This is a genomic window from Rahnella sp. 1L-D-7-B-C2, assembly GCF_057290995.1.
On sequence record NZ_JBXAVQ010000001.1, the window covers coordinates 554,135 to 570,387 of the forward strand.

The window sequence follows — 16,253 nt, forward strand, 5'->3', positions numbered from 1 at the left end:
GTCAGAATCCGAAAGCATTTTCGTTAAATCTTTCCGCCCGGTGAACATCGGTGCTTTTTACGCCCGCAATATCCATTTTCTCCTGCGCTTCCTCGATGTCCTCTTCATCAATTTCCAGCGACTCCTGATCGTGGCCTTCCTGAGGTGTCAGCGCCAGTTCGACCATAATCGGGAAGTGATCCGAGCCCATGAATTCCAGACGGTGCAGGTCAATGAGAGTGAAATGTTTGCTGTGGAAAACGTGATCCAGCGGCCAGCGCAGGAACGGATAGCTGGCGTGGAAAGTGTTGTACATGCCACGGCCGCGACGTGGATCGAGCAGGCCACTCACTTTCATAAACAGACGCGTGGTGCGCGACCATGCAACGTCGTTCAGATCGCCTGTCACAATCGTCGGATAAGTGGCTTTCGCGGCGGTATGCCCGACGGCGATCAGTTCGCCGTCGCGGTCGGTGGATTCATCCGCTTCCGTCGGGCTGGGTGGCATCGGGTGCAGACAGTGCATTACCACCTGTTCACCGGACGCCAGTTCGGCGCGAAAATGCATTGAGGGAATATCATCCGCTACCAGAAACTGGATCTGCGCATCGTGCAGCGGCAGACGCGAGTAGACGTGCATACCGTAGAGATTATCCAGCGGGCAGCGCAGGCTGTGCGGGTAATCCGGCTCAAGCGGAGCCATCTGATCTTCCCACCACTGATCGGTTTCCAGCAGCACGACGATATCGGGCTTATTTTTCTGGATCAGGCTGAGTAATTTATCTGCCTTACGGTTGGTGGTCAGCACGTTGCTGTTGATGATTTTAATACGGGAATGTCCGTTCGGCGGTGTCTTTTTGACCTGAAACGGATACAAGCGCGTATACGGCAAAATCCACCAGCTCTGATAGAGCATGCAGGCCACCGTCAGCACGACGGTGACGGTCGCAACCGGGCCGCCAAACGGCAGAATAAACAGTTCAGTCAGCAGGAAAAGTAAACATAAAGACGCCATTTGCAGACGGGGGAAATCCCACACCCGCACCCACCAGCGTTGATTTTTGGAAAGAGGCAGCAGCGTCAAAAAGGTCATGATGACCGTCAGTACGCAGACTGTAATGCGAAATGCTTCCATGGGTAATCGGCCCTGATAAAAGAATCATCAATTTTAGTTGTTGGCAGATTGTGACTTAAAAGATAGGGAACAACCAGAAGGATATCGCCACCTTTTCCTGAGATTAGAAAGAGGTGGCGAGGTGACACGGTCTTTATTTCGCCGGTGCAGCCTGATCGGATACATGGCACCAGTTATGCTGCTGGACGATGCCGCCGTCCGGCGACGTATAGCCTATGCAGCCGAGGATGGTGTCGTACAGTTTTTCATGGAAAGCGGGCTTCTTCTCAGCGGCCATTTTTTGCAGCTGTTCGAAACTGGCTTTGTTCTGGTCGTTGGCGAGGAATTTATCCGATGCCCAGACCATGATCGGCACTGTACGCTGCTCTATCGGAGCGTGATCGCGCGGCGTACCGTGAAAATGCATGCTTTTCGAAATCGATTCACCGTGATCGGAGGCGTAGAACACGATGGCATTCTTGTCACGCAGCTGGTCAAAGACCTGCGACAGGAAGTAATCGGTGTAAAGCAGCGAGTTATCGTACGCGTTGATCATTTCCTGAGTGGAGCAGGAATCGTCAATGCCCATACATTCCGGCTGGTATTTAGCGAATGAACGCGGATAGCGGTCGGAGTAAAGATAATGTGAGCCTTTGGTGTGCAGGATGATCAGATGCTTACCCTTCGGATGGTTGGCCATCGAATCTTTCATCTCATCCACCAGCAGCATGTCATCCACCGGTTTACCGGCGTTACGCTTCTCGGACGCAATGTTTTCACGCAGGGAGTAATCATCCGCGCGGGTTTTGTTATAGAACCAGGCTTCGCTCTGCATGGAATAAAGCTCCGAGCTCCAGCCTTTGCTTTTGAGCACCGAGAATACATTGGCTTCTTTCAGCGTACGTTGTGGCGCTTCGGATGCCCCGCCTTCACGCACAAACATGCAGCGCAGTGAAAGTTTGGTGGCGGTATCGCAGGAATATCCCTCGAGCGCGACGAGATTTTTCTCTTTATCGAGGTGCGGCGTGTTGTCGCGATCGTAGCCGTACAGCCCCATGTGGTCGCGACGTGCACTTTCGCCAATTACAAAGACCACGTACATATCTTTGGCATCTGCCGGTTCGGTATAGGTGAAATGTTTGGCTGGATCGAACAAGTTTTTAGTGTCTTCGGCCTGACTGTAGCTGCTGTAAACGTACAGTCCGAGCGCGGAGAGCCAGTTAGACGGAGAGTAAGTGCCGGCCACTACGCCGCCGTAGCTGGCCATCATGCGATTATTCACCACGTCATGGCGGTCCTGCACTTTGCCCATCATCTGCAACGGCAAATAGCACAACAGACCGGAGACGATCAGCAGAACGACTTTCACCGCCAGCGTTTTCGGGGTGGTTTGTCTGAGAGCCGCACCGGGCATTTTGCTCAGCCATAGCAACAGAACGGGGATCAGGCTGACCAGAAACGTCCAGGCGATGAAATGGGTACCGATGGATTCTTTCGATAAATCGATGGAGTCGGAGGCCAGCGCCGCCGCCAAAATACCGTAACCGATATCGACGTTGAACAGAATCATGTAGTAACTGGCCGCGGCGGAGGAAATCACCACCACGCTCATCAGTACGCGGAACACTGTTTTTCCGGTAAACGACAGCAGCACACAGAGGAAATACACCAGTGCAAAGGCCGCCAGCATCTCAACGGCAATCGACAACGCGTTGTCATAGTGCAACTGAGAGTAACGTCGGAAGAAAATCGGAAGGTTAAGCAGGATCCCAAGATAAAGCGCAATGAACAGAAAAATGCTCTGTTGCGAAAGTAATCGTAATTTTTGCATTGGTAATAAATGGCTCTTTGGTGAGTCTGTTTACGTCGTAATGACCGCTCGTGCCGGAGGATTGAACCCACTCCTTAGGATTATTCAGACTCCGGGCCGCGTATTTTCGTTCAAACTGATTGGTATCTTCCAATGTGATAATGTAACAGAATTAACGAAACCTTTATCTTTCAATGATATAAACCAGATGATTTTCTTACGCGCCCTGCCAGTTTCTTACATTTATAGAGAAACTATTGAGAAAGCTTGTGAACTTCACGTGGGAAAGTCAGCGTAAACCGTGTTTCGCCCTCCGCCGAACTCACCACCCGAACGCTCCCCTGATGCAGCGCCATAATGGCGTGTACGATGGACAACCCCAGGCCGCTGGAGCTGCCACCTTCGCTGCGTGAAGCATCGGCGCGATAGAAGCGATCGAACAGTTTGCCGAGCTTTTCTGAAGGGATCGGATCGCCCTGACTTATCACATGGATATCCATTCCATTGGCGTACGGTTCGGCACGAACAACAATGGGTGTACCCTGGTGCGCATACCGCACGGCGTTGGCGACCAGATTGCTCAGCGCACGCTGGAACAAAATGGCGTCGGCGTACAAACCCCCCTCCCCCGCACTGTGCAGCGTCATTTCGCGCTCTTCCGCCAGACCTTCAAAGTATTCCTGAATCCGCGTCATTTCCGCAGAAACATCAATACTGGTGATAGTCAGAACCGAACGCGCATCGGTCGCCCGCGCCAGGAACAGAATATTTTCGACCATGCGCGAAATACGCTCCAGCTCCTCCATATTATTGGCCAGCAGCGTTTCGTATTCCTCGGTGCTGCGCGGCTGATAGAGCGCCACCTGACAATGTCCCATCAGTGCGCCCACCGGCGTGCGGATCTCATGCGCCAGATCGGCGGAGAACTGCGTCAGACGCTGATATCCTTCTGCCAGCCGTTCGAGCATGTCGTTAAATGAATAGATTAGCTGCTGCAATTCCTGCGGTGCATTGTCACTGCTAAGACGCGTGGACAGACTGGCGGGATGGATTTTCGTCGCCTCCAGCGCCATGTGCCGCAGCGGCCGCAATCCGCGGCGGATCACCACATAACCGAGCGCGGCAATCAGCAGATAAGCAAACAACACCGCGCCGGTGATTTCCCAGCGGAACGTCTGCAACATCCGCGCTTCGCCGGTCATGAAGTGCGCGGCGGTAATCTCCACCGTACGGCCATCCTGAATTTTGACGGCTGCGCGGGCAAAGCGAACCGGCGTGTCGTCGGGGGCGGAAAGCGCGTGAACGGTGCTCAGCGTTAACGGCTGGCCGTCCGGTACCGGCGCGACCGGTGGCAACACAAGGCGCGACGGATTGACATTGATAATCGGCGGTTCATCGCTCAGACGGAAAGTCAAAATATCCCGCTCATTACCGAGCATGTTTTCGAACAGACCGGGATTATGGCTGAGCTGAGAAAGCGGAAACTCACTGGCCAGCAGATGACGGAAATACTGAACGCGCCCGCTCACCTGATAATCGGCGCGGCGAACCAGTTCATTTTCCAGCGAGTAATAAAGATAAACGCCCACGGCGCTCACCACCAGTGAGGCCAGCAGCGCAAACAGCAGCGTGGCGCGCAGCGTCAGAGACATCGCCCGTTGCGGTTTTTTCTGCTCAGTCATGACGCACTTCGCAGACGTAGCCTATCCCACGCACGGTGTGAATCAGTTTGACGTCAAAGGCGCGGTCGATTTTCGCGCGCAGGCGTTTGATTGCCACGTCCACCACGTTGGTATCGCTGTCAAAATTCATGTCCCACACCTGCGAGGCAATCATGGTGCGCGAAAGCACTTCGCCCTCGCGGCGCATCAGCAAATGCAACAGCATAAATTCCTTATTCGTCAGCGCAATGGTCTGATCCTGACGCGTTACGCGTCGACGCAGCAGGTCGAGACTGAGATCGGCAACACTATAGATATCCGGCTCACGGGCGGCGGGACGACGCAGCAACGTGCGAATACGCAACACCAGTTCGGTGAAGGAGAAAGGTTTGATGAGGTAATCGTCCGCGCCCAGCTCCAGGCCGTGAATGCGGTCCTGTACTTCGTCGCGCGCGGTCAGAAACAGCACCGGCACATCGCTTTTCTTGCGCAGCACTTCCATCACCTGCCAGCCGTCGAGCCCCGGCAGCATCACGTCGAGGATCACCGCGTCATAACCGTCCTCGAGCGCCAGAAACAGCCCGTCGGCGCCGTTACGCGCCAGATCTACGCTGTAACCCGCTTCGGTCAGCCCTTTCTTCAGGTAATCGCCTGTGCTGACATCATCTTCTATTACCAGTATCCGCATTCAGGCCCTCATTGCCGCACGACCATTCCCCCAGAGAATGATTCCAGAGAAGTTTATCAGTTTCGTCAGACACCTTTGATGACAATTTTGTCATCAACTTGTCATCTGCCAATCCCGGTTTATCGTCCACTCTTAATGAAGTCATTCATCACTGGCACCCTCAGTGATTCCTCTACCCGAATGAAAATACGTAAGAAACTGGAGAGATAAACATGAATACACCAACACGCCTTGCAGGTCTTTTACTCGGTTCGCTGCTGATGTGCAGCGGGATGACATCCGCCTTTGCGGCTGACAACGTCATCAAGCCAACGCGCGGAACCATTGAATCCGTAAATGATTCTTCGATGCAGGTTACTACCCGACAGGGCGAAAAGCTGGACGTTAAGCTGACCGAACAGACCAAAATCAACGCCGTGACCAAAGGCCAGATCAGCGACATCAAGGCGGACAGCTTCATCGGTACCGCAGCTGTTCCGCAGGCCAACGGCACGCTGAAAGCACTGGAAGTTCATGTATTTGCGCCAAGCCTGCGCGGCAGCGGTGAAGGTTTCAACCCGTTTGAATCCGCCGATGGCAAAATCAACACCATGACTAACGGCACCGTCGGCAAACTGGTCAACGCCAATGGCCGCACGCTGACCGTGAAATATCATGACGCGGAAAAAACAGTTGTCGTTCCTGACGATGTACCGGTGGTTCTGCTGGCGCCGGGCGATCGCAGCCTGCTGAAACCGGGCACTAAAATCGTGCTGTTCGCGATGAAAGACGACAAAGGTGCACTGGTTGCCCGTGGTATCGCCGCCGGTAAAGATGGCGTCGCGCCACCGATGTAACCCTTAGCGCTTACGCCGGCGGGCCGTGTCTGTCAGTCGGCGTAAGTGGTTTTTGAAGAACTGCGCAGGGTGAAACCTCCCTCTTTCACTTTGCGCAGTTTCTCATTACGCAGGAGCTTATCCGTGAAATCTCAACCCTCCCCGCTGCGTACGTCAAATTCAACTATTCATCTGTCGAAAAAAAAGCGTCCTTTATCGAAAAAAAAACGCATTCATTCCTGGCCGGTTCGCATTTGCCACTGGATCAACCTGTTGGCCATGATTGGCATGGTGATGAGCGGCTGGGGAATTTATAACGCCGACCCGATTTTCCCTTTTACCTTTCCGCAAAGCACCACGCTCGGCGGATGGCTGGGCGGCAATATTGCCTGGCATCTGGCGGTGATGTGGCTGATGGCGGCCAACGGCCTGTTTTATTTATTGTGGGGGATTTTAACTGGCCACTTCAAACGTGACTTTTTCCCTTTTTCGCCACGTACCGTCTGGCGCGATACCGTCCGCGCCCTGACGTTCCACCTCCCGCATAAGCTCGGCCAGTACAACGCGGTGCAGAAACTGATGTACGTTGGCGTGCTTCTGCTGGGCGTATTACTGGTGCTCTCGGGGTTATCCATCTGGAAACCGGTGCAGTTCAGCGGTCTGGTGTGGCTGTTAGGCGGCTTTGATATCGCCCGCTATGTCCATTTCTTTGCCATGAGCGGCGTGATGTTGTTCGTGGTGGTTCACGTTGTCATGGTGTTGCTGGTGCCGAAAACCTTTGTCGCCATGATTACCGGCGGTAAAAAAATCAGTACGGAGGAAAGCGCTGATGAGTGATAAATCAGACCGCCCAAAAATCATTATCGAACCCGATCAGCGCAAGCAGCTGGTGAACATACAGCGCCGTTTATTGCTGCGCTCCGGTCTGACGCTGGGGGCGGTATCAATGCTGACCGGCTGTAATTTGCAGGATGGTGATCAGGTCGACAAAGTTTTGTGGGCGATGTCCCGCTGGAATGACCGCGTGCAGGGCTGGCTGTTCAGCGGCCAGAAGCTGGCACAAACTTACCGTGAAGATCAGATAACCACGCCGTTCCGCTTCAATGCGTTCTACCCGGAATACAATGTGCCGGAGATCGACATTCCCAATTACCGGCTGGAAGTTTCCGGCCTGGTGCAGAAAAAAGCCTCGTGGACGCTGGAACAGTTGCAGCGCCTGCCGCAGGAGAGCCAGATCACTCGCCTGATTTGCATCGAAGGCTGGAGTGCCATCGGGCAGTGGAAGGGCGTACCACTGAAAACTTTTTTGCAGCACATCGGCGCAGACCTCACGGCAAAATACGTCGGGTTCAAATGCGACGACCGTTACTATTCCAGCATCGATATGGCCACGGCCTTGCATCCGCAAACCATACTGGCACTGGATTTTGGTGGCAAACCGCTGCCACCGGACTTTGGCTATCCGCTACGTCTGCGTATGCCGACCAAACTCGGCTTCAAAAACGCCAAACATATCGGCGCGATTTTTGTCACCAATGAGAACCCTGGCGGTTACTGGGAAGATCAGGGGTATAACTGGTTTAGCGGGATTTGAAGTAAGGAGAAATTCCAGACATAAAAAAACCGCTCAAGTGAGCGGTTTTTCATTTTCGAATTGGCGTAACGTTAAATGTTACTCAATCTCGAAGAATTAGAAGCTGTAACCAACGCCAGCGATCCAGGTGCCAACATCAACACTGCGGATACGGGACTGTTCGTAGGAAACATCCAGAGCAACGTTCTGGATTGGGTTGAACTGCAGACCAGCGCCGTAAGATACGCCGTAGTCGCTGTTGTCAAATTTCTGACGGTTTGCAGTAGATGCAGCGTTATCGTTCTGCTGGAATTTACCGTAGCCCACACCTACAACACCGTAGATGGAAACCCAGTCAGCCAGACGATAAGCAGGACCTGCAGTCAGACCGTAGTATTGTGCTTTACGGTAGTCACCAGAAGCCGGAGTGCTGTCATCCTGGATATAGGTGAATGAACCGATAACGCCCAGTGGGTTGTTGTCTTCTTCCCAACGGTATTTCAAGTTGAAGCCGTTTGCTTTGTTAGCAACGCCTTGCATATCACCCTGAGCGTAACCAGCGGTTACGGTGCTGGTGTCAGCGAATGCGCTTGTTGAAACGCCCAGTGCTACTACGCAAGCTAATGCGGAAAGACATGCAATTTTTTTCATAAACCACCTCAAAATGGGAAACCAAAGTAACCTTCACGTTTGAAAATATAACAAAAACCAGCGTGAAACTCTGCCTTAATATAGATGTCCAAAGCACTCTATCGTGTAACATAAAGTTTCCAACAGGGTATATCTTATTAATTTTATTGTGATTTTCGTCACCAAAACTATAAGAAAAACTTATTGAACTTTTTGAGATTAGCAGATAATTCCTAAAATTTTGGGCAAAAAATCGACATTTTTTTGCAACATTTCCGAAATTTTAAGATTTTTTTCGAAAACTCTCACTCCGAAAAAAACTTTTTTCACTGATTTTTTCTTCCCCCATTTCCCTCTACACTGACTGTGCTTTACCTTTCTTTTCAAAACTATAAATCTGAAGATTTTCGATTAAATGGATCACCTAAAAAGGCGCAATGGATGACACAGTCTGATAAAAAGCCGCAGATCGCTCTGCCCGCTGATGAACATAACAACAGCCCGCCGTTGCCGGCTTTACCTAAAAAAGCCTCTCCTCTGGTTGCGATTCTGTTGCTCCTCATCGCTATGCTCTCACTACAGGGCGGCGCTTCACTGGCGAAAACCTTGTTTCCGGTCGTCGGGCCTCAGGGCGTGACGGCGCTGCGTCTGGGCCTTGGCTCTATTCTGTTGCTGCTTTATTTCCGCCCGTGGCGCTTTAAAATGCGCGGCGGCAATTTTCGCGCCCTGCTGATGTACGGACTGGCGCTCGGTTGCATGAACTACAGTTTCTATCTGGCGCTGCGTACCGTGCCGCTCGGCATTGCCGTTGCGCTGGAGTTTACCGGGCCGCTGGCCGTCGCGATGTTCTCATCACGCCGTCCGGTAGATTTCGTCTGGGTGGCGCTGGCCGTGGCCGGATTATTGTTCCTGCTGCCACTTGGCCAAAGCGCGGGCGGTGTGGATCTCAAAGGTGCCTGCTTTGCGCTGATCGCCGGTGCCTGCTGGGCCATCTATATCCTTGCCGGACAGCGTGCAGGTAGCAGCTACGGGCCTGGGACGGCGGCGATGGGCTCGGTGATCGCCGCGATTATCTTCTTCCCGATTGGCGTCGCGCAGGCGCATACCTCTATCTTTACCTGGGAAATCCTGCCGCTGGGGTTGCTTATCGCCCTGCTCACCTCCGCCATTCCTTATTCACTCGAGATGATGGCGCTGACCAAGCTGCCCGCCAAAACCTTCGGAACGCTGATGAGCATGGAACCGGCAATGGCCGCGCTTTCCGGGATAATCTTCTTAGGGGAATTTCTGACGGCTTATCAATGGCTCGGTCTGGCGGCAATTATTGCGGCGTCGGCGGGTTCGACGCTGACCCTCCAGCGTAAAACCAAAATCGAAACGGTGGACGTACCGGGGAATAATCCGTCGGGTAAATAGCATTCATTACCCTGCACAAAAAAACCACGTTTCACCGCGTGGTTTTTTCCTTTTTAATCAATGCACTAAAAATTACTTTCGCTTATTTCACTTATTTTCATCATTTCCTGCATCCAAAAGCAGGGAGTCATTCGTATGTACTGATGTGAGGCAAGACCTTACCTACTCAACATACGAAGGACACCATCATGAAAACATTACTCCGTACCGCAATCTGTGCATCTCTTCTGCTGAGCACCGCGTCAATGGCTGCAATGATGTCGCAAAACACCACCATGGTGGGTGGCGCTGAGATGTATCCGTCCAAAAATATCGTAGAAAATGCCCTGAATTCTAAAGACCACACCACGCTGGTCGCCGCAGTGAAAGCTGCCGGTCTGGTGGATACGTTGCAAAGCAAAGGCCCGTTCACCGTGTTTGCGCCAACTAACGCCGCGTTTGCCAAACTGCCCGCCGGCACCGTCGATAATCTGGTGAAACCAGAAAACAAAGCCACGCTGACCAGCATCCTGACCTACCACGTGGTGGCGGGTAAGTATGAAATGAAGGACCTGGAAAAACTGCTGAAAAAAGGCAACGGCACCGCAGAGCTGAAAACCGTGAACGGCCAGCCGCTGTGGATTATGAACAACGGCCCGCACAATATTCAGCTTAAAGATGGCAAAGGCAATATCGCCAATATCAGCACCTATGACGTCCAGCAGAAGAACGGTGTGATCGATGTTATCGATACCGTCCTGATGCCTAAATAATACCGACTATACTGAGAGCTGGATTTCCTTATGAAACAGCATCTCAGACAGTCAGGACGGGCGAATGCATGACCCTTTGTTAAATACGCCAGCACCAGAGAAAGCGCTGGAAGTACAGCGTGAGCTAATGAGCGCCATGGCCGTTGGCGACCGTCAGGCATTCGAACAGCTTTACCGTTTGACCTCCCCGAGGCTTTTCGCCGTCGCATTACGTATGCTGCGGCGGCACGCCTGGGCGGAAGAAGTATTGCACGACAGCTACATCACCGCGTGGAACCGGGCGGCGTCTTACAACCCCGCCCTCAGTTCCCCGATGACCTGGCTCACCCACATTGTCCGCAACCGCGCCATCGACTGGATGCGCGGACGCGACAACCAGACAGACGAACTGGACGACAGCGTGGCGGACCGTTACGTCGAACAAAGTGATGAGCCCCTGGAGCGTTTGCAGCAGGACAGCTATGCCAAAATTCTGGCCAACTGTCTGGCGCACCTTCCCGCAGAACAAAGACAAAGCCTGATCCTGGCCTATTATCAGGGTCTGTCTCACGGCGAGGTCTCATCTCATTTACAACAACCCCTGGGGACGATCAAAAGCTGGATCCGTCGCGCCCTGGAACACTTAAAGAGCTGCGTCGGATTATGAAAAGCAGAAGCCATTATCATGCTGCACTCGCGGCTGAATATGCGCTCGGCACCTTGCGCGGCGCGGCAAAAATTCAGTTCGAGCAAAAAATGCGTGACGACCCTGAACTGGCGGCCGAAGTGGCCCGCTGGCAGGAAGCCTTCACTCAGCTGGATAACCAGATTGTCCCGGTGATCCCCCCAGCCTCGGTGTGGAAACGCATCCGGCATAATCTGGATCTCCAACCGGTTAAACGCAGAGCGCCGTCCAAAACGCCCGTTCGCGGTTATCTCGGCTGGGCGCTGGCCGCCGGACTTGCGGCATTGTTGCTGATCCCACGTCTGCTGGTACAACCCGCCGCGCCACTGCCGGTGGCAATACTCGCCAGCAGCACCGGCGCTCAGGGCGGGCAATGGGTGGTAAGCGCTGACATGAGCACGCGCAGCCTGATGCTGACGCCGCTGAATGCCCAACGCGTGGCGGCAGACCGCAGCCTTGAACTCTGGGCTATTCCGCCGGGCGGCAAACCGCGATCGCTCGGGTTACTCAATACTCAGCAACCTACACAGCTCACGCTGGCCGCCAAAATGCCGGATCCCGGCTTTACGCTGGCGATCAGTGTTGAACCGCACGGTGGCTCTCCGACCGGTCAGCCGACCGGCGCGGTGCTCTACAGCGGGGCTATGGCACTCTGAGAGTAGAAATTTAAGATAGTCAATTTCATCAACAATCAACGGCGGGGAATATTTCCTCCGTTGATTATTGATAAGGCTGGATATTATGGGGCAAATCATCATTCGCAGGTGTTAATATTTCTCATTCTCTTAACCGTACTTCAGAAATATATATCCACACACGTCATGTAACATTCTTAAATATTTCATACTGATTGCTCGCGAATATTTCCCTCCCTTCAGGAATATTCCTATCCACCTTTAAAATCAGCGTGATAGGTTGATTACAACTGTCCGTGATGCATTATTTGGCACACGCTATCAGAACGATAGGAACGACTTTCCTGCAAAACTGAGATTTATAGCTATACTGGATCCAGTTACGAAACAAAGTCATTTATAACAACTCAATGAAGAGGATATCTATTATGAGTACAGCCAAACTGGTCAAAACGAAATCTTCTGAACTCATTTATACACGCAACGATGTAGATGAAAGTGTAAAACTGGATACGATCAAAGTGTTGAACCGTCTGGTAACTGAGTTTATCGATCTGTCGCTGATCACCAAGCAGGCGCACTGGAACATGCGTGGCGCTAACTTCATCGGCGTACATGAAATGCTGGATGGATTCCGTACTGCGATCACTGAGCATCAGGACACTATCGCAGAACGTGTCGTGCAGTTAGGCGGCGTTGCGCTGGGTACAGTGCAGGTGGTTAACGATAAAACGCCACTGAAAAGCTACCCGACCAACATTCATACCGTGCAGGAACACCTGAAAGCACTGGCAGAACGTTACGCCGTGGTCGCGAATGATACGCGTAAAGCGATCGGCGAAGTGGAAGATGAAGACACCGCAGATATATTCACCGCCGCATCTCGCGACCTGGATAAATTCCTGTGGTTCATCGAATCCAATATCGAGTAATCAGGACTCGATTGCCGCAGTTGAAATCTGCGGCATAACAACGGATCAATGCTAAAAAAAGGCCAGTGGCGAAAGCGACTGGCTTTTTTTGTTTCCATGCCTCAACTCTCACTTTATGGATCACGGTGGGCAATGTTTTTAGTCGAAGATTCGAACCCGTCCAGCCACATCGCCGTGAAGGGCTTCAGCGGGATGAATAAAGAAACCTGGGGTACCGGTAGACGCCAGCGTCGTGGAAATCTTTCGTCCCACGTGGCCGGATTTGCCCATACCCGAAGGAATGACATGGCGTTTCGCCTGCTGATATCGCTGGCTGTCGAGTTGAGTCGAAAGGCCAGGAAAAAACCAACTATAATTAACGACTACTCTGCGGTCAGAAGATTTCAATAGTTTGTTATATAACAGATAGTTATTTGTATATGACAAATTTATTGGCTGGCTGAAATATCAACAAATTGGGTTTTTCTCAATAAATCAGACTTATATCAAGTGAGGTCATTATGGCAAGCGGATGGGCGCAAGATGGCGCAGTTCAGGATCAGATTGATTCCACGGTAAACGATGCGGTCGATCGCGCGCGTCAGGCATTAGGCCACGGCGAAAGTGCAGAATTTTGCCACGAGTGTGGTGAACCTATTCCAGAAGCACGCAGAAAGGCGCTCAGGGGCGTGCAGTATTGTGTCACCTGCCAGGCTGCACTGGACAAAAAACAGCAAGATCACGCGGGTTACAATCGTCGCGGCAGTAAGGACAGCCAGCTTCGATAATATCCCCTCTGTTTTACTTATAAAGGATTGCACCATTATGGTTCAACCAAAGTGATTTCCCCCGTGAATATCCGGTTCCCCGCCTTAACATCTGCTTCAAAATTGAGCACAGGTTTTGCTCCCGTTCCGAAAAAGTTAGAGCGAGTTATCATTTGCGCAGCGTAGTTGTTAATTAATGATTGTTTAAAACACAACATCTGGTTAATGATAAAGCGCTGCACCACAAGAGAACATTGCAAAGTGTAACAATGCACCACGTCAGTGCATTAGCCTCTCAATTTACTGCTTTAACGGTTCAGCCTGCCTTTAACCCATTGAATTTTAATATTCATCAATTTTGGCATAAATTTTGCATTAAAGCGTCGTAACATAAGATCGTTCCCATAATATGTACAAAGGAAATTCACTGATGAAGTCACTCTTAAAAGTTTCCCTGGCCGCGTTAACTCTGGCCTTTGCCGTTAGCTCACACGCAGCAGACAAAAAACTGATCGTAGCTACCGACACTGCGTTTGTACCGTTTGAATTCAAACAAGGCGACAAGTATGTCGGCTTCGATATCGACCTGTGGGACGCAGTCGCTAAAGAGATGAAAGTCTCTTATGAACTTAAACCAATGGACTTTGGCGGCATCATCCCTGCGCTGCAAACTCATAACATCGATCTGGCGCTGGCGGGGATCACCATCACGCCTGAACGTAAAAAAGCGATCGACTTCTCTGACGGCTATTACAACAGCGGCCTGATGGTGATGGTTAAGAGCAACAATGACGCCATCAAAAGCGTGAACGATCTGAAAGGCAAAGTGGTTGCAGTGAAAAGCGGCACCAGCTCTGTTGATTACATGAAAGCCAACGTGCAAACCAAAGATCTGCGTCAGTTCCCGAACATCGACAGCGCCTACATGGAGCTGGGCACAGGCCGTGCGGATGCGGTGATGCATGACACCCCGAATATCCTGTACTTCATCAAAACTGCCGGTAAAGGTCAGTTCAAAGCGGTTGGCGATTCACTGGCTGGCCAGCAATACGGTATCGCATTCCCGCAGGGCAGCGAACTGCGTGAGAAAGCCAACGCCGCGCTGAAAACCATCAAAGAGAATGGTACTTACGCAAAAATCTATAAAAAATGGTTTGATACCGAACCTAAATAAGCGTTGTTCATTTAAGTCGTTCCTTTTATAGATGTATGACTTGAGATAAAGCGCCTGTACGACATCGTCAGTTCAGGCGCAGTTTTGTTTTACCAGGAGAGAATCCATGCAGTTTGACTGGAGCGTAATTTGGCCCGCTCTGCCTATCCTGCTCGAAGGCGCCAAGATGACATTGTGGATCTCGGTCCTCGGTCTGGTTGGTGGTCTGATTATCGGTGTGATTGCGGGTTTTGCCCGCGCCTTTGGTGGCTGGGTAAGCAGCCATATCGCACTGGTCTTCATCGAGCTCATTCGCGGTACGCCTATCGTCGTACAAGTAATGTTCATCTATTTCGCCCTGCCGATGATGGTTCCCGATCTGCGTATCGACCCGTTCAGCGCGGCAGTGGTTACCATCATGATCAACTCCGGTGCCTACATCGCTGAAATCACGCGTGGCGCGGTGTTGTCCATTCACAATGGTTTCCGCGAAGCCGGTCTGGCGCTGGGTCTTTCCCGCCGCGCGACTCTGCGTTACATCATCATGCCGCTGGCGTTGCGCCGCATGTTGCCACCGCTGGGTAACCAGTGGATTGTGAGTATCAAAGATACCTCGCTGTTTATCGTCATCGGTGTTGCCGAGCTGACCCGTCAGGGCCAGGAAATCATCGCCGGTAACTTCCGCGCGATGGAAATCTGGAGTGCGGTTGCCGTTATCTATCTGATCATCACGCTGGCTCTGAGCTTTGTTCTGCGCCGCTTAGAACGCAAACTGAAAATTATATGATTGAATTCAAGAACGTCTCAAAACACTTTGGCAAAACCCAGGTGCTCCACGACATCGATCTGAACATTTCTCAGGGTGAAGTCGTGGTTATTATCGGGCCATCAGGTTCCGGTAAATCTACACTGCTGCGTTGCATCAATAAGCTGGAAGAAATCACCTCAGGCGATCTCATCGTTGATGGCCTGAAAGTGAATGATCCGAAAGTAGACGAACGTCTGATCCGTCAGGAAGCCGGCATGGTTTTCCAGCAGTTCTATCTCTTCCCGCACATGACGGCGCTGGAAAACGTGGCCTTCGGCCCGATCCGCGTACGTGGTGCATCAAAAGAAGAAGCCAATAAACTGGCGAAAGAACTGCTGGCGAAAGTCGGTTTGTCTGAGCGCGCGCATCACTACCCTTCTGAGCTTTCCGGTGGTCAGCAACAGCGCGTGGCGATTGCCCGTGCGCTGGCGGTGAAACCTAAACTGATGCTGTTTGATGAGCCCACGTCGGCGCTTGATCCGGAACTGCGTCACGAAGTACTGACCGTGATGAAACAGCTGGCTGACGAAGGCATGACGATGGTTATCGTGACTCACGAAGTTGGCTTCGCCGAGAAAGTCGCATCACGATTGATCTTCATCGATAAAGGCCGCATTGCGGAAGACGGCAAACCGGCGGATCTGGTGAATAACCCACCGAGTGAGCGTTTACGCGAGTTCTTGCAGCACGTTTCTTAAGTTGCAGAAAATCTGAACGAGAATATTTCGGTTTCTTAGGTACGGTGATCACTTAGTTCGCCGCGCCTAAACCGACCAAAGGAGGGAAGTGCTTTCCCTCCTTTGGATTCCTCCCCGCTTTTAAAACACGTGCCATGCATCCTGGGTATGTTTCAGCAGCCGCTGTTATTGCCGCAAAC

General features: G+C 51.9%; 17 protein-coding genes and 1 pseudogene. 12 read left to right on the top strand and 6 right to left on the bottom strand.

Translation table 11 applies throughout. The features are described from left to right. Position 1 precedes the first annotated feature (1 nt). From AC0Z7K_RS02435 to AC0Z7K_RS02450, 4 genes are all read right to left on the bottom strand, one after another. Entirely contained in the window at positions 2 to 1,114 is a 1,113-nt protein-coding gene (locus tag AC0Z7K_RS02435; protein WP_485612627.1) for an endonuclease/exonuclease/phosphatase family protein, read from the bottom strand. A 133-nt stretch (positions 1,115 to 1,247) separates the two neighbouring features. Further along, positions 1,248 to 2,924, bottom strand: coding sequence for a kdo(2)-lipid A phosphoethanolamine 7''-transferase (eptB, locus tag AC0Z7K_RS02440; RefSeq protein WP_485612628.1), 1,677 nt, complete (start codon positions 2,922 to 2,924; stop codon positions 1,248 to 1,250). A 233-nt stretch (positions 2,925 to 3,157) separates the two neighbouring features. Beyond that, a complete protein-coding gene (locus tag AC0Z7K_RS02445) occupies positions 3,158 to 4,585 on the bottom strand; it encodes a heavy metal sensor histidine kinase (RefSeq protein ID WP_485612629.1) in 1,428 nt (475 codons plus the stop codon). Beyond that, complete coding sequence (locus AC0Z7K_RS02450) at positions 4,578 to 5,252, bottom strand: heavy metal response regulator transcription factor (protein ID WP_413528337.1); 675 nt, start codon at positions 5,250 to 5,252, stop codon at positions 4,578 to 4,580. The genes AC0Z7K_RS02445 and AC0Z7K_RS02450 overlap by 8 nt, the downstream gene beginning before the upstream one ends. 212 nt (positions 5,253 to 5,464) lie before the next feature. Between AC0Z7K_RS02450 and AC0Z7K_RS02455 the strand changes: the two genes are divergently transcribed. From AC0Z7K_RS02455 to AC0Z7K_RS02465, 3 genes are all read left to right on the top strand, one after another. Beyond that, positions 5,465 to 6,088: a hypothetical protein gene (locus tag AC0Z7K_RS02455; protein ID WP_485612630.1), complete on the top strand. Its 624-nt coding sequence runs from the start codon at positions 5,465 to 5,467 to the stop codon at positions 6,086 to 6,088. Positions 6,089 to 6,259: 171 nt separating this feature from the next. Next, the gene (locus AC0Z7K_RS02460) at positions 6,260 to 6,904 is read left to right on the top strand and encodes a cytochrome b/b6 domain-containing protein (RefSeq protein WP_485612871.1); all 645 of its coding nucleotides are present in this window, start codon (positions 6,260 to 6,262) and stop codon (positions 6,902 to 6,904) included. Further along, positions 6,897 to 7,661, top strand: coding sequence for a molybdopterin-dependent oxidoreductase (locus tag AC0Z7K_RS02465; RefSeq protein ID WP_485612631.1), 765 nt, complete (start codon positions 6,897 to 6,899; stop codon positions 7,659 to 7,661). The genes AC0Z7K_RS02460 and AC0Z7K_RS02465 overlap by 8 nt, the downstream gene beginning before the upstream one ends. Positions 7,662 to 7,757: 96 nt before the next feature. Here the strand turns inward: AC0Z7K_RS02465 and ompX are convergent, their stop codons facing one another. Next, positions 7,758 to 8,291, bottom strand: a complete 534-nt coding sequence (ompX, locus tag AC0Z7K_RS02470; RefSeq protein WP_413528334.1) for an outer membrane protein OmpX — start codon at positions 8,289 to 8,291, stop codon at positions 7,758 to 7,760. A 486-nt stretch (positions 8,292 to 8,777) separates the two neighbouring features. Here ompX and rhtA point away from each other — a divergent pair, with 486 nt between their 5' ends. The 5 genes from rhtA to dps all read left to right on the top strand — a co-directional run bounded on the left by rhtA (position 8,778) and on the right by dps (position 12,669). Continuing rightward, entirely contained in the window at positions 8,778 to 9,686 is a 909-nt protein-coding gene (gene rhtA, locus AC0Z7K_RS02475; protein WP_413528474.1) for a threonine/homoserine exporter RhtA, read from the top strand. 188 nt (positions 9,687 to 9,874) lie between these two features. Next, complete coding sequence (locus AC0Z7K_RS02480) at positions 9,875 to 10,438, top strand: fasciclin domain-containing protein (RefSeq protein WP_485612632.1); 564 nt, start codon at positions 9,875 to 9,877, stop codon at positions 10,436 to 10,438. 64 nt (positions 10,439 to 10,502) lie between these two features. Next, positions 10,503 to 11,084, top strand: coding sequence for a sigma-70 family RNA polymerase sigma factor (locus AC0Z7K_RS02485; RefSeq protein WP_485612633.1), 582 nt, complete (start codon positions 10,503 to 10,505; stop codon positions 11,082 to 11,084). After that, on the top strand, positions 11,081 to 11,758 hold the full coding sequence (locus tag AC0Z7K_RS02490) for an anti-sigma factor (protein WP_485612634.1): 678 nt from the start codon (positions 11,081 to 11,083) through the stop codon (positions 11,756 to 11,758). Before AC0Z7K_RS02485 ends, AC0Z7K_RS02490 begins: the two co-directional genes overlap by 4 nt. Before the next feature lie 407 nt (positions 11,759 to 12,165). Then, complete coding sequence (gene dps / locus AC0Z7K_RS02495) at positions 12,166 to 12,669, top strand: DNA starvation/stationary phase protection protein Dps (protein ID WP_112166546.1); 504 nt, start codon at positions 12,166 to 12,168, stop codon at positions 12,667 to 12,669. Positions 12,670 to 12,834: 165 nt separating this feature from the next. Here the strand turns inward: dps and AC0Z7K_RS02500 are convergent. Continuing rightward, positions 12,835 to 13,056: pseudogene (locus AC0Z7K_RS02500) on the bottom strand (KpsF/GutQ family sugar-phosphate isomerase); the annotation flags it as partial. A 113-nt stretch (positions 13,057 to 13,169) separates the two neighbouring features. Between AC0Z7K_RS02500 and AC0Z7K_RS02505 the strand changes: the two are divergent. From AC0Z7K_RS02505 to glnQ, 4 genes are all read left to right on the top strand, one after another. Then, entirely contained in the window at positions 13,170 to 13,436 is a 267-nt protein-coding gene (locus AC0Z7K_RS02505) for a DksA/TraR family C4-type zinc finger protein (RefSeq protein WP_112166570.1), read from the top strand. Between the two features lie 409 nt (positions 13,437 to 13,845). Beyond that, a complete protein-coding gene (gene glnH, locus AC0Z7K_RS02510) occupies positions 13,846 to 14,589 on the top strand; it encodes a glutamine ABC transporter substrate-binding protein GlnH (protein ID WP_413528329.1) in 744 nt (247 codons plus the stop codon). Positions 14,590 to 14,695: 106 nt separating this feature from the next. After that, complete coding sequence (gene glnP / locus AC0Z7K_RS02515; RefSeq protein WP_413528328.1) at positions 14,696 to 15,355, top strand: glutamine ABC transporter permease GlnP; 660 nt, start codon at positions 14,696 to 14,698, stop codon at positions 15,353 to 15,355. Then, positions 15,352 to 16,074, top strand: a complete 723-nt coding sequence (gene glnQ, locus AC0Z7K_RS02520; RefSeq protein ID WP_056782351.1) for a glutamine ABC transporter ATP-binding protein GlnQ — start codon at positions 15,352 to 15,354, stop codon at positions 16,072 to 16,074. Before glnP ends, glnQ begins: the two co-directional genes overlap by 4 nt. Positions 16,075 to 16,253 lie beyond the last annotated feature (179 nt).

Coding starts and splice junctions, on each gene's coding strand:
- AC0Z7K_RS02450 (WP_413528337.1), bottom strand. CDS start 5,252: ATGCGGATACTGGTAATAGAAGATGATGTCAGCACAGGCGATTACCTG.
- AC0Z7K_RS02465 (WP_485612631.1), top strand. CDS start 6,897: ATGAGTGATAAATCAGACCGCCCAAAAATCATTATCGAACCCGATCAG.
- glnH (WP_413528329.1), top strand. CDS start 13,846: ATGAAGTCACTCTTAAAAGTTTCCCTGGCCGCGTTAACTCTGGCCTTT.
- glnQ (WP_056782351.1), top strand. CDS start 15,352: ATGATTGAATTCAAGAACGTCTCAAAACACTTTGGCAAAACCCAGGTG.
- AC0Z7K_RS02455 (WP_485612630.1), top strand. CDS start 5,465: ATGAATACACCAACACGCCTTGCAGGTCTTTTACTCGGTTCGCTGCTG.
- glnP (WP_413528328.1), top strand. CDS start 14,696: ATGCAGTTTGACTGGAGCGTAATTTGGCCCGCTCTGCCTATCCTGCTC.
- AC0Z7K_RS02485 (WP_485612633.1), top strand. CDS start 10,503: ATGCATGACCCTTTGTTAAATACGCCAGCACCAGAGAAAGCGCTGGAA.
- AC0Z7K_RS02435 (WP_485612627.1), bottom strand. CDS start 1,114: ATGGAAGCATTTCGCATTACAGTCTGCGTACTGACGGTCATCATGACC.
- eptB (WP_485612628.1), bottom strand. CDS start 2,924: ATGCAAAAATTACGATTACTTTCGCAACAGAGCATTTTTCTGTTCATT.
- AC0Z7K_RS02505 (WP_112166570.1), top strand. CDS start 13,170: ATGGCAAGCGGATGGGCGCAAGATGGCGCAGTTCAGGATCAGATTGAT.
- ompX (WP_413528334.1), bottom strand. CDS start 8,291: ATGAAAAAAATTGCATGTCTTTCCGCATTAGCTTGCGTAGTAGCACTG.
- AC0Z7K_RS02490 (WP_485612634.1), top strand. CDS start 11,081: ATGAAAAGCAGAAGCCATTATCATGCTGCACTCGCGGCTGAATATGCG.
- AC0Z7K_RS02480 (WP_485612632.1), top strand. CDS start 9,875: ATGAAAACATTACTCCGTACCGCAATCTGTGCATCTCTTCTGCTGAGC.
- dps (WP_112166546.1), top strand. CDS start 12,166: ATGAGTACAGCCAAACTGGTCAAAACGAAATCTTCTGAACTCATTTAT.
- AC0Z7K_RS02445 (WP_485612629.1), bottom strand. CDS start 4,585: ATGACTGAGCAGAAAAAACCGCAACGGGCGATGTCTCTGACGCTGCGC.